11 protein-coding genes and 2 riboswitches are annotated in these 12,677 nt (G+C 69.0%); all 11 genes read left to right on the top strand.

Annotated elements, in window-relative coordinates; translation table 11 throughout:
• Positions 1-31 precede the first annotated feature (31 nt).
• Positions 32-3,169 (top strand): type 2 lanthipeptide synthetase LanM family protein, encoded by a 3,138-nt coding sequence (locus AC5Y2S_RS20800; protein WP_499958068.1) that lies wholly within the window; start codon positions 32-34, stop codon positions 3,167-3,169.
• An 86-nt stretch (positions 3,170-3,255) separates the two neighbouring features.
• Positions 3,256-3,861 carry a CDP-alcohol phosphatidyltransferase family protein gene (locus AC5Y2S_RS20805; RefSeq protein ID WP_499905803.1) on the top strand — a complete coding sequence of 202 codons (606 nt, stop codon included), beginning with the start codon at positions 3,256-3,258 and terminating at the stop codon, positions 3,859-3,861.
• A complete protein-coding gene (locus AC5Y2S_RS20810) occupies positions 3,854-4,771 on the top strand; it encodes a DUF881 domain-containing protein (RefSeq protein ID WP_499958069.1) in 918 nt (305 codons plus the stop codon). The genes AC5Y2S_RS20805 and AC5Y2S_RS20810 overlap by 8 nt, the downstream gene beginning before the upstream one ends.
• A gap of 37 nt (positions 4,772-4,808) precedes the next feature.
• Entirely contained in the window at positions 4,809-5,141 is a 333-nt protein-coding gene (locus AC5Y2S_RS20815) for a small basic family protein (RefSeq protein ID WP_066933079.1), read from the top strand.
• A gap of 120 nt (positions 5,142-5,261) precedes the next feature.
• On the top strand, positions 5,262-6,026 hold the full coding sequence (locus tag AC5Y2S_RS20820; protein WP_499906369.1) for a DUF881 domain-containing protein: 765 nt from the start codon (positions 5,262-5,264) through the stop codon (positions 6,024-6,026).
• 37 nt (positions 6,027-6,063) lie between these two features.
• A complete protein-coding gene (gcvH, locus tag AC5Y2S_RS20825) occupies positions 6,064-6,462 on the top strand; it encodes a glycine cleavage system protein GcvH (protein ID WP_499905805.1) in 399 nt (132 codons plus the stop codon).
• Positions 6,463-6,728: 266 nt separating this feature from the next.
• A complete protein-coding gene (gene garA / locus AC5Y2S_RS20830; protein WP_499880390.1) occupies positions 6,729-7,211 on the top strand; it encodes a glycogen accumulation regulator GarA in 483 nt (160 codons plus the stop codon).
• Between the two features lie 12 nt (positions 7,212-7,223).
• The gene (gene ftsR, locus AC5Y2S_RS20835; RefSeq protein ID WP_499958070.1) at positions 7,224-7,991 is read left to right on the top strand and encodes a transcriptional regulator FtsR; all 768 of its coding nucleotides are present in this window, start codon (positions 7,224-7,226) and stop codon (positions 7,989-7,991) included.
• Between the two features lie 64 nt (positions 7,992-8,055).
• Positions 8,056-8,550 (top strand): bifunctional nuclease family protein, encoded by a 495-nt coding sequence (locus AC5Y2S_RS20840; protein WP_066933175.1) that lies wholly within the window; start codon positions 8,056-8,058, stop codon positions 8,548-8,550.
• Between the two features lie 296 nt (positions 8,551-8,846).
• Complete coding sequence (locus tag AC5Y2S_RS20845) at positions 8,847-9,476, top strand: MerR family transcriptional regulator (protein ID WP_067013021.1); 630 nt, start codon at positions 8,847-8,849, stop codon at positions 9,474-9,476.
• Between the two features lie 116 nt (positions 9,477-9,592).
• A riboswitch (glycine riboswitch) is annotated at positions 9,593-9,690 on the top strand.
• 2 nt (positions 9,691-9,692) lie between these two features.
• Positions 9,693-9,817, top strand: a riboswitch (glycine riboswitch).
• A gap of 32 nt (positions 9,818-9,849) precedes the next feature.
• Positions 9,850-12,675, top strand: coding sequence for an aminomethyl-transferring glycine dehydrogenase (gene gcvP, locus AC5Y2S_RS20850; protein WP_499958071.1), 2,826 nt, complete (start codon positions 9,850-9,852; stop codon positions 12,673-12,675).
• Positions 12,676-12,677 lie beyond the last annotated feature (2 nt).

Here is a 12,677-nt window from a genome sequence, read left to right on the forward strand (position 1 = left end):
ATACCCAAGCTCAGCGGGATGGCGGCTGTCGATGGTTTTCGATGAGCGCCTGCTGATTCGGGCCGCCACCGTCGACGAACTGCTCTCCGACGCGTTTGAGCAATTGCCTGTTCAGCAGGGCGACACCGACTTGGCCACGCGTCGTCTCGCCGCATGGTGCCGATCGTCCGCCGGTGGCGACGTGTCACTGTTCGCCAGGCGGCTGCAGCGCGACGGGCTTTCGATCCAGGACGTGCTGGCAAAATTCGCGACAGTTCGCCGCAATCCGCGCCTGCCCGCACCGCGCTGGGTCGAGGACGCGGGCTGGATCGCCGAGGCGTTGCAGGACTCCCGCGAAACCGCGTGGCACACCGCGCTTCCCGGCACCGAGCCATGCGCCTTCGCGGAACTGCTGGAACCGGTCATCCGGGAGGCGGACCGCATCCTGTGGTCGGGTGTGGGCGACGGCGTCCGAAGCGCGCTGGACGACGGCGCGCGCGCAGACCTGCGCCGCTCACTGACAGCACGGCTGTCGGACCTTGCGGCAACCGCGCTGTACGAGCGTTTCGGGAAGGCCCGCGACGACGGCGGGCCGAGCGGCTGCTATGACCGCTTCGTCCGCGGCATGATGGCGGGCGGATGGCGTCGGCTGTTCGACGAGAAACCGGTCCTGTTGCGGCTGATGGCCTCGCTCACCCGGCAGTGGATCGACGCGGCACAGGAACTGGTCGCGCGGCTGGACGCTGACCTGCCGGCGATCCGGCGCGACTTGCTCGAGTCGGCCCCGCCGTGCCAGGTAACCAGCATCGAGGGCGACCTCTCGGACCGGCACAACTTCGGCCGTACCGTAACGGTCATCGGCTTCCGGGACGGCTCACGGGTCGTGTACAAGCCCAAGGATTTGCATGTCGATGCGGCGTGGCATGCGCTGATCGAAAGACTGAACTGCCGTGCCCCCGTCGAGCTGCGGGCCGTGGGCGTTCTGGCGCGGCGAGGTTACGGCTGGACGGAATTCATCGATCACGCGAGTTGCGTTGATAGACATGGCTTTCAGCGATACTTCCGGCGGGCTGGCGCCTGGCTGGCGCTCTTCCACTGCTTCGTCAGCGTCGACATGCATCAAGAGAACATCATCGCCTGCGGAGAACACCCGGTACCGATCGATCTGGAGATGATCCTGCAGCCGGCCGAGCCGTGGGGCGACACCGATGCCGAGGGGGATCAGGACGCATTCGGTGCGGCGATGGCCAAGGTCATGAATTCGGTGGTGATGGTCGGCGTCCTTCCCACGTACAGCTGGGATTCCAATGAAACCTTCTCGATGGGCGCGGTGATCTCGAATTCCGCGCCCCAAACCAGCCTAACGTGGAACGACGTCAACTCCGATGCGATGCGCCCCGCGAAAGTTGTCCGGACCGATTCGACCATCCCAAATCTGCCCCATATCAACGGGTCTCATTCCCGGCTGGGCGGTTACGGCGACGACTTCACCTCGGGATTCCGCGACTACGCGCGGTTCCTTTCGCGGCAGCGCCCGGACGAGCTGTTCGAGGGCTTTGCCGGCCTGCCGATCCGGAGGGTCGTACGGCCGACGAGGTTCTACGGCATGCTGCTGCAGCATCTGCAGGATCACCGTGCCATGGACGACGGTGTCGGGTGGTCTGCGCAGGCGGACTTCCCGGCGCAACTGGCGGACTGGGAGCACGACGTTGACCCCGCGTGGCCGTTGCTGCGCGCCGAGCGCGCGGCTGTCGTGAACCTGAATGTTCCGCACTTCGTGATGGCCGGCGACGGTCACAGCATCCGAGACGCGCAGGGCACCTCGATTCCGCAGGGAACGACGCCGGGCCTGGATCGAGCGCGCGCCCGCGTGCGCAGCCTCGACGACGAGGAAATCGCATGGCAGACGGAACTCATCCGGCAGAGCATCGCCACGCTCGAGCGAGCTGCCGCAAAGCCGGGCACCGCCCAGCTTGCCCCCGCGAGCGGGCTGTCGGCCCCCGATGTCTTCGCCGCCGAAGCCGACGCGGTTGCCCGAACGCTGTCGAAGCACGCCGTGCGCAAGGGGCCGGGCGCGGCCTGGATCGGCCTCGACTGGCTGGGCGAGTCCGAGTTGTCGCAGCTCGTCGTGCTCGGTCCAGACCTTTACAAAGGCGCGGGTGGCATCGCGGTGTTTCTTGCCGCGCATGCCGCCGTCACAAGCTCCACCTCGTCGAGGGCCCTTGCCGGCGCCGCGCTGTCCCGGCTTCGGGGATTCTTGCGAGGGCCCAGCCCGGAGCGCGTCGCCCGCCAGGTCGGTATCGGCGGTGGCGTTGGCCTCGGATCGATCGTGTACGGCCTCGCGGTCATCTCGGCGCTGCTCGACGACGACGATGCGCTCCTCGATGCTCACGCCGCGGCGGCGTTGATCACCCCGGAACTCATATCGGCAGATCGCCGGCTCGACGTCCTGGGCGGCAGTGCCGGCGCCATCCTCGGTCTGCTTCGGCTGTATCGCCAAACCGGATCCGGCGACGCGCTCGAGCGCGCGACCAACTGCGGCAGGCACCTGCTTGCCCAGCGGCGCGCCGGGCCGCCGGGTGGGCGGAGCTGGGCGCCGCCCGGTTCCGACGTACCCCTCAACGGCATGTCGCACGGCGCGGCGGGCTACGCGTACGCTATGGCATCCCTGGCCTCGGCCACCGGACGTGACGAGTTCGCAAGCGCCGCAACCGAATGCATCACCTTCGAGAACGCCTCCTTCGACGCCGACCGCCGCGATTGGCCCGACCTGCGGGGCGGGCGAACCAAGTGGTGTTATGGCGCGCAGGGCATCGGGCTGGCGCGGGCCGCCATGACCCGACGCCCGGTAACGTCGAGCGGAGTCCTGCGCACCGACGTCGAGAACGCCGTCGCGGCTACCGAGCACGAATGGCCGGGCGCGACCGACGCGCTGTGCTGCGGCGCGCTCGGCAGCATCGAGTTCCTGTACGAGGCCGGCGGCGTCCTCGGGCGCGACGACCTTCGCGAGCTGGCCTCGCGGCGGCTGCTGTCAGTGATCGAAACCGCCCGATCGACCGGCGACTACCGGTGGACCGGCGGCACCACCAGCCGCTTCAATCTCGGCCTTTTCCGGGGCAGCGCGGGCGTCGGCTACACGGTGTTGCGGCGAATCGAGCCCTCGCTTCCCAACGTCTTGATCTGGGAATGAAATGATCTGGCGGTGGGCGGCCTCGCGTCGGTGGCCCCGCCGCCGCGGTCGGCTTCGGGCCCGGCGTTCGACTAATGTCACGGCTCATGGAGCCCGTGCTTCCGCCCGATCGGGTGTTGACGGTGCCCAACGCGCTGAGCGCCGTCCGGCTGTTGCTCATCCCGGTGTTCGTCTACGTGCTGCTGTTCGCCCACGCCAACGGCTGGGCGGTGGCGATCCTGATGTTCAGCGGGGCCTCCGACTGGGCCGACGGCAAGATCGCCCGCACGCTCAACCAGTCCTCGCGGCTCGGCGTCCTGCTGGACCCGGCGGTGGATCGGCTCTACATGGTGACGGTCCCGATCATCTTGGCGATCGGCGGGATCGTGCCGTGGTGGTTCGTCATCACGCTGCTGGCGCGCGACGGGCTGCTGGCCGCGACGCTGCCGGTGCTTCGCAGTCGCGGGCTGTCGGCGCTGCCGGTGACCTACGTCGGCAAGGGCGCCACCTTCGCGTTGATGGCCGGCTTTCCGTTGGTGCTGCTGGGCACGGGCGGCGCGGAGTGGAGCCGCGTGGTGCGGGCCTTCGGCTGGGGCTTCCTGGGCTGGGGCTTGTACATGTACCTGTGGGCGTTCGTGCTGTACGCGGTGCAGATGACGTTGGTCGTGCGCCGGATGCCCAAGCTGAAACAACCTGCGGGCAGTCATGACTGACGCGGACCGCCTGCTCGGCGGCTACGACCCCAACGCGGGCCGCAGCGCCCACGCCGCGGCGCGGCCGCAGCTGATCCCGGTGCCCTCGCTGCTGCGTGCCCTGCTCTCGGAGCACCTGGATCCCGGCTACGCCGCCGCCGCGGCCAAGCGTGACGGCTCGGAACCGCGGGGGCGCGAACGCGCATTCGGCTGGCTTTGGCAGGCCCTGGCCGCGCTGCTGATCGCCACGGTGTTCGCCGCCGCCGTCGCGCAGGCGCGCTCGGTGGCGCCCGGCGTGCGGACCGCGCAGCAGCTGCTGTTGGAAAGCGTGCGTTCGTCGGAAGCCGCCGCGGCCAAGCTGGGCCAGGAGCGCAGCGCGCTGTCGACCCGGCTCGACGACGTGCAGCGACACGCGCTCGCCGAAAACGCCCAGGGGCAGCGGCTGCTGGCCAGTCTCGACGCCCTCGGGCTCGCCGCGGCCAGCAAGCCGGTCATCGGTCCCGGCCTCACGGTGACCGTGACCGATCCCGGTGCCGGCCCGAACCTTTCGGACGTGTCCAAGCAGCGCATCAACGGCAGCAGGCAGATCATCCTGGACCGCGACCTGCAGCTGGTCGTCAACTCGTTGTGGGCCAGCGGCGCGGAAGCCATCTCCGTCGGCGGGGTCCGGATCGGACCGAACGTCACCATCCGGCAGGCCGGCGGCGCGATCCTCGTCGACAACAACCCCACCAGCAGCCCCTACAAGATCCTGGCGGTCGGGCCGCCGCATTCGATGCGGGACGTCTTCGACGGCAGCCCCGGCCTGCAGCGCCTTAGGCTGCTGGAGGCCTCCTACGGCGTCGTCGTCACCGTGGACGTCGCCGACGGCCTGTCGCTGCCGGCCGGACCGATCCGGGATGTCAAGTTCGCCAAACAGATTGGGCCCTAGTGAGAGAGCTGTTCGGAAGACAGAGGGGACGCCGCGGATGATCGGCATCGCGGCGCTCGCGGTCGGCATCGTGCTGGGATTGGTCTTCCACCCCGCCGTCCCGGAGGTCGTCCAGCCCTATTTGCCGATCGCGGTGGTGGCCGCGCTGGACGCGGTGTTCGGTGGGCTGCGCGCCTACCTCGAACGCATCTTCGACCCCAAGGTCTTCGTGATTTCGTTCGTGTTCAACGTCTTTGTGGCCGCGCTCATCGTCTACGTCGGCGACCAGCTGGGCGTCGGCACGCAGCTGTCGACGGCGATCATCGTCGTGCTGGGTATCCGCATCTTCGGCAACGCCGCCGCGCTTCGGCGCCGGCTGTTCGGGGCGTGACGGGATGAGGTCGCCGTGAGCCAGGACCCACCCGATCGCGCCGCCCCGCAAGACGGGGAAGGTCGCGACGCGCCGGCCGAGCCCACCGCGAGCGAGGCCGCGCATCGCGGCCGTCACGAGCTGCCGGCGCACCGCCCGCGTCCCGAGATCGGGCCGGTGCACCGAACGGGGTTGTCCGCGATGCTGCGGGCGGGTCGGTCGCGGCTGGCCTTCGGCGCGCTGGCGGTGGTGCTGTGCCTGGTCCTGGGGATCGCCATCGTCACCCAGGTCCGCCAGACCAAGTCGGGCGACTCGCTGGACACCGCCCGCCCCGCCGACCTCTTGGTGCTGCTGGACTCGCTGCGGCAGCGCGAGGCCACGCTGAACACCGAAGTCGGCGAGCTGCAGAACACGCTGAACTCGTTGCAGGCCTCCGGCAACAGCGACCAGGCCGCCATCCAGAGCGCCCAGGCCCGTCTCGCCGCGCTGTCCATCTTGGTCGGCGCCGTGGGCGCCACCGGCCCGGGCGTCACCATCACCATCGATGACCCGGGGCCCGGGGTCTCACCCGAGGCGATGCTCGACGTGCTCAACGAGCTGCGCGCCGCCGGCGCCGAGGCGATCGAGATCAACGATGCGCAGCAGTCGGTGCGGGTAGGTGTGGATACCTGGATAGTGGGTACGCCCGGGTCGTTGACCGTCGACTCCAAGAACCTGTCGTCGCCGTATTCGATTCTGGCGATAGGCGATCCGCCAACGCTGGCCGCGGCGATGAACATCCCCGGCGGCGCCGAAGACAGCATCAAGCGCGTCGGCGCGCGGATGTCGGTGCAGCAGGCCGACCGGGTGGACGTGACCACCTTGCGACAACCAAAACCGCACCAATACGCTCAGCCCGTCAAGTGAACGTGCCTTCTTGGCCGCGACCAGAACAGGATCACCCGTGAGCGATATCCCGCCCGATCTGCACTACACCGCCGAACATGAGTGGGTTCGACGCAGCGGTGAGGACACCGTGCGGGTCGGCATCACCGACTTCGCGCAGTCGGCGCTCGGCGATGTCGTCTTCGTCCAGCTGCCCGACGTCGGCAGCCAGGTGACCGCGGGCGAATCCTTCGGCGAGGTGGAATCGACGAAGTCGGTGTCCGACCTTTTCGCGCCGGTCTCGGGCACGGTCCTGGCGGTCAACGGCGACCTCGACGGCAGCCCGCAGCTGGTCAACTCCGACCCGTACGGGTCGGGCTGGCTGGTGGATGTCCAGGTCTCGGACGCCGCCGAACTCGAGTCCGCGATCTCGGCGCTGCTCGACCCCGAGGCGTACCGCGGGACGTTGACCGAATGACGATTGCTAATGTGCCTGCCAGCCCCGCGCGGTGATGCGAGTGGCGCATCCGGTTCACGTCGGTCGGGTTTTCGATCGTCCGGTGGGGGGCACATCGCGGACCGGTGCGCGGTACGGTCAACAGATCGACACTTGATAGACACGAGACGGTCAAGTAATCAGCAGTGCGGGGCTAGAAAAACTCAGGAAGCCTCGAGAAACCTAGAGGGGAGCCGGGCGAGCGGCCCGGTTCGGACAACGCCACAGCGGCCAGTGAGGAGCAGCGCGTGACGGACATGGACTCGGACATGGGGAAAGACCAGACCTCTGAGGAAGTCACGGTGGAGACGACTTCGGTCTTTCGCGCCGACTTCCTCAACGAACTCGACGCCCCCGCCCAGGCGGGGACCGAGAGCGCGGTATCGGGGGTCGAGGGACTCCCGGCCGGCTCGGCGTTGCTGGTCGTCAAACGCGGACCGAACGCCGGGTCGCGATTCCTGCTCGACCAGGCCATCACGTCGGCCGGTCGGCATCCCGACAGCGACATCTTCCTCGACGACGTCACCGTCAGCCGTCGCCACGCCGAATTCAGGTTGGAGAACAACGAATTTCACGTCGTCGATGTCGGTAGCCTGAATGGCACGTACGTCAACCGCGAGCCGGTCGATTCGGCGGTGCTGGCGAACGGCGACGAAGTGCAGATCGGCAAGTTCCGGTTGGTGTTCTTGACCGGACCCAAGCAGGGCGACGACGGTGATTCCGGAGGGTAGTAAAGGAGGGTAGTGAGCGCACCCGATAGCCCGGCACTGGCCGGGATGTCGATTGGGGCGGTCCTCGACCTGTTGAGGCCGGATTTCCCCGATGTCACGATCTCCAAGATTCGATTCTTGGAAGCCGAGGGACTGGTGACGCCGCAGCGCGCCGCGTCGGGATATCGCAGGTTCACCGCTTACGACTGCGCACGGCTGCGATTCATCCTCACCGCGCAGCGCGACCACTACCTACCGCTGAAGGTGATCCGGGCGCAGCTGGACGCCCTGCCCGACGGCGAACTGCCCCAGATCGGATCGCCTTACGGGGTACCGCGATTGGTGTCGGTTCCCAACGGCGGGGAATCCGACGCCGTGGCCGAGGCCGCCCCGGGCGCCAGCCCGGACGCGGCGGCGGTGGCCCCGCCACGGGTTCGGCTGAGCCGGGAGGACCTCCTGGAACGTTCCGGGGTGGACGACGAACTGCTGACGGCCTTGCTCCGGGCGGGCGTGATCACCACCGGGCCGGGCCGGTTCTTCGACGAGCACGCGGTGGTCATCCTGCAGTGCGCGCGGGCGCTGGCCGAGTACGGCGTCGAGCCGCGGCATCTGCGCGCCTTCCGTTCCGCGGCCGACCGGCAGTCCGATCTAATCGCCCAGATCGCGGGGCCACTCGTCAAGGCCGGAAAGGCCGGGGCCCGCGACCGCGCCGACGACCTCGCGCGTGAGGTGGCCGCGCTCGCGATCACGTTGCACACCTCGCTGATCAAGTCTGCCGTTCGCGACGTTCTGCATCGCTGAGGATTAGACTTCGTTGGACAGCTTGGTGTTCGGCGGGCTGACGAGTTGCGGAGGGCAGACACAGATGGGCGAAGTTCGTGTTGTCGGCATTCGCGTCGAGCAGCCGCAGAACCAGCCGGTGCTGTTGCTGCGCGAGGCCAACGGTGACCGATACCTGCCGATCTGGATCGGTCAGTCCGAAGCAGCGGCCATCGCACTGGAGCAGCAGGGGGTCGAACCGCCCCGGCCGCTGACGCACGACCTGATCAGGGATCTCATTGCGGCGCTTGGGCATTCGCTGAAAGAGGTGCGGATCGTCGATCTGCAGGAGGGCACGTTCTACGCCGACCTGGTCTTCGACCGCAACATCACGGTCTCGGCGCGCCCGTCGGACTCGGTGGCGATAGCCCTGCGGGTCGGCGTTCCTATCTATGTCGAGGAGGCCGTGCTCGCCCAGGCGGGTCTGCTCATCCCGGACGAGAGCGACGAAGAGGCCAACACCGCCGTCCGCGAGGACGAGGTCGAGAAGTTCAAGGAGTTCCTCGACAGCGTGTCGCCCGACGATTTCAAGGCCACCTAGCCGGGGCTTCCCGCGACGCAAACTCGCACGTTTCGCGTGCGATTCTGCGTATGGTCGGCGTGCGGCTAGGCTGGGCGCCGACATCACGGATCCATCTCATCTGGCACCGCGATCTCGACACGCTGGCCGATAGTGCTGCCAGTTGGGCCTACGGCCGCCATACTTTGATCACGACTTAAGGCGCGGCGGCTATCGAAAAGCGTAAGCTCACTAGCACTCGGGCCTGAGCAAACGTGGCTGCGGCGCAGCCAGAGACGCAGCTAACGATGACAGCGCGATCGGCGAGAGGAACCACCGTGAGCGAGCAGCCACGTCAAGAGCAGCTGGACCTAGCTGACCAGGCGAACGCCGCGAGCAGCGACCAGCCCGCCTCCGCGCCTAGCGCACCCGTGCAGCCCGGGCTGTTCCCGGACGATTCCGTGCCCGACGAGCTGGTGGGTTACCGGGGGCCGAGCGCGTGCCAGATCGCCGGCATCACCTACCGCCAGCTGGACTACTGGGCGCGCACGTCGCTGGTGGTTCCGTCGATCCGCAGCGCGGCGGGCTCCGGCAGCCAGCGGCTCTACTCGTTCAAGGACATCCTGGTCCTCAAGATCGTCAAGCGACTGCTGGACACCGGCATCTCGCTGCACAACATCCGCGTCGCCGTCGACCATCTGCGCCAGCGGGGCGTCCAGGACCTGGCCAACATCACCCTGTTCTCCGACGGCACCACCGTTTACGAGTGCACGTCGGCCGAAGAGGTCGTCGACCTGTTGCAGGGCGGACAGGGCGTGTTCGGCATCGCGGTGTCCGGGGCCATGCGCGAGCTGACCGGCGTCATCGCGGACTTCCACGGCGAGCGCGCCGACGGCGGCGAGTCGATCGCGGCGCCGGAGGACGAGCTGGCGTCCCGGCGCAAGCACCGCGACCGCAAGATCGGCTGACGGCGCCCTTCCCTCTCCGGCACGAGCGTGCACCGTTGTACACGCTTGACGGCGTCGCCGCGCAAACACGCACGCTCGCCGTGGAGGGGGGGCGCCGAGTAAACTGGTCCACGCATCGCACTCGAGCGGGAGAGTTTCGTGGCCTCCAGTCACGGACGCCGAAGGAGCAATACCTCTCCGTCAACCTCTCAGGCACCCGGACCGCACGAGTTAACGATGCCTCTGGAAAGCGGTGCGGACCGGTAGCGGTCCACACCCGCCGATGGGGAAAGGCGCCAGGCCGCGGCCCGGCGCCGAATCTCTCAGGCGCCCGGCCAACGGGTGAAGACAGAGGGAGAGGGCCGCTAGTCCCTCGACCTCAGGAGTTTCGCCCGTGCCCGACCAGTCACCCTTCGCAGCGCGGCACATCGGCCCGGACAGCCAGGCCGTCGCGGCCATGCTCGACGTAGTCGGCGTCGACTCGTTAGACGAGCTGGCCTCGAAGGCGGTTCCGAGCGGCATCCTCGACACCCGCCCCGACGGGGCCGCCGCGCCGGGGCTGGAAAAGTTGCCGCCCCCCGCCACCGAGGCCGAAACGCTGGCCGAGCTGCGCGCCCTGGCCGACGCCAACACCGTGGCCGTGTCGATGATCGGCCAGGGCTACTACGACACGCTCACGCCGCCGGTGTTGCTGCGCAACATCATGGAGAACCCGGCCTGGTACACCGCCTACACGCCCTATCAGCCGGAGATCAGCCAGGGCCGGCTGGAGGCGCTGCTGAACTTCCAGACGATGGTGGCCGACCTCACCGGCCTCGAGGTCGCCAACGCGTCGATGCTCGACGAGGGCACCGCCGCCGCCGAGGCCATGGCCCTGTTGCACCGCGCCGCCCGCGGCGCGACGAACCGGCTCGTCGTGGACGTCGACGTGTTCGCCCAGACCGCGGCCGTGCTGGCCACGCGGGCCCGGCCGCTGGGCATCGAGATCGTTACCGCCGACCTGCGCGACGGCCTGCCCGACGGTGACTTCTTCGGCGTGATCACCCAGCTGCCCGGCGCCAGTGGCCGGATCACCGACTGGGCGGCCCTGATCACGCGGGCGCACGAACGGGGCGCGCTTGTCGCCATCGGCGCCGACCTGCTGGCCCTCACGCTGATCACCCCGCCGGGGGAGATCGGTGCCGACGTCGCGTTCGGCACCACCCAAAGATTCGGTGTCCCAATGGGATTCGGCGGTCCGCACGCCGGCTACCTGGCCGTGCACGCCAAGCACGCCCGCCAGCTGCCGGGGCGGCTGGTCGGGGTGTCGCTGGACGCCGACGGTTCGCCGGCCTACCGGCTGGCGCTGCAGACCCGCGAGCAGCACATCCGTCGCGACAAGGCGACCAGCAACATCTGCACCGCGCAGGTGCTGCTGGCGGTGATGGCCGCGATGTACGCCAGCTACCACGGCGCCGACGGGCTGATCGGAATCGCCCGCCGCGTGCACGGCCACGCCGAGGCCATCGCCGCGGCACTCGGTGACGCGCTGGTGCACGACAAGTACTTCGACACCGTGCTGGCCCGGGTGCCGGGCCGCGCCGACGAGGTGCTGGCGGCGGCCAAGGCCAAGGGCATCAACCTGTGGCGGGTGGACGACGACCACGTCTCGGTGGCCTGCGACGAGGCCACCACGGACGCGGACGTCGCCGCGGTCATCGACGCCTTCGGAGTGACGGCCGCCGCGCCGGCCGGGGTGGACATCGCGACCCGCACCTCGGAATTCCTGACGCATCCCGCGTTCACCCAGTACCACACCGAAACCGCGATGATGCGTTACCTGCGCACGCTGGCGGACAAGGATATCGCCTTGGACCGCAGCATGATTCCGCTCGGCTCGTGCACGATGAAGCTCAACGCCGCGGCCGAGATGGAATCGATCACCTGGCCGGAATTCGCGCGCCTGCACCCGTTCGCGCCGGCATCCGACACCGAGGGGGTGCGCCGCCTCATCGCGGACCTGGAGACCTGGCTGGTGCAGATCACCGGCTACGACGCCGTCTCGCTGCAGCCCAACGCCGGCTCGCAGGGCGAGTACGCCGGCCTGCTGGCCATCCACGACTACCACGCCAGCCGCGGCGAACCGCACCGCGACATCTGCCTCATCCCGTCCAGCGCGCACGGCACCAACGCCGCGTCGGCCGCGCTGGCCGGGCTGCGGGTGGCCGTGGTGGCCTGCCGCGACAACGGCGACGTCGACCTCGACGATCTGCGGGCCAAGGTCGCCGAGCACGCGGACCGCCTGGCGGCGTTGATGATCACCTACCCGTCCACCCACGGCGTGTACGAGCACGACATCGCCGAGATCTGCGCGGCCGTGCACGACGCGGGCGGGCAGGTCTACATCGACGGCGCCAACCTCAACGCGCTGGTCGGGCTGGCCCGCCCGGGCAGGTTCGGCGGCGACGTCAGCCACCTGAACCTGCACAAGACGTTCTGCATCCCGCACGGCGGCGGCGGGCCGGGCGTCGGGCCGGTGGCCGTGCGCTCGCACCTGGCCCCGTTCCTGCCCGGCCACCTGTACGCGCCTGAGCTGCCCGGCGGTCACCCGGTCTCGTCGGCGCCCTACGGGTCGGCGTCCATCCTGCCGATCAGCTGGGCCTACATCCGCATGATGGGCGCCGAGGGGCTGCGGGCGGCGTCACTGACCGCGATCGCCTCGGCCAACTACATCGCGCGGCGCCTCGACGAGTACTTCCCGGTGCTGTACGCCGGCGAGAACGGCATGGTCGCCCACGAGTGCATCCTGGACCTGCGCGGCATCACCAAGGCGACCGGGGTGACCGTCGACGACGTCGCAAAGCGGTTGGCGGACTACGGCTTTCACGCGCCGACCATGAGCTTCCCGGTCGCCGGCACGCTGATGGTGGAGCCGACCGAAAGCGAGAGCCTGACCGAGGTCGACGACTTCTGCGAGGCCATGATCGCCATCCGCGGCGAGATCGAGCGCGTCGGCGCGGGGGATTGGCCCGCCGACGATAACCCGCTGCGGGGGGCTCCGCACACCGCCGAGTGCCTGCTCGTGTCCGACTGGAAGCACCCGTACACCCGGGAAGAGGCGGCCTACCCGCTGGGCAAGGGCTTCCGGCCCAAGGTGTGGCCGCCGGTGCGCCGCATCGACGGCGCCTACGGCGACCGCAACCTGGTCTGCTCGTGCCCGCCGGTGGAGGCGTTCGCCTAGAT

The organism is Mycobacterium sp. NGS69 (genome assembly GCF_059812165.1).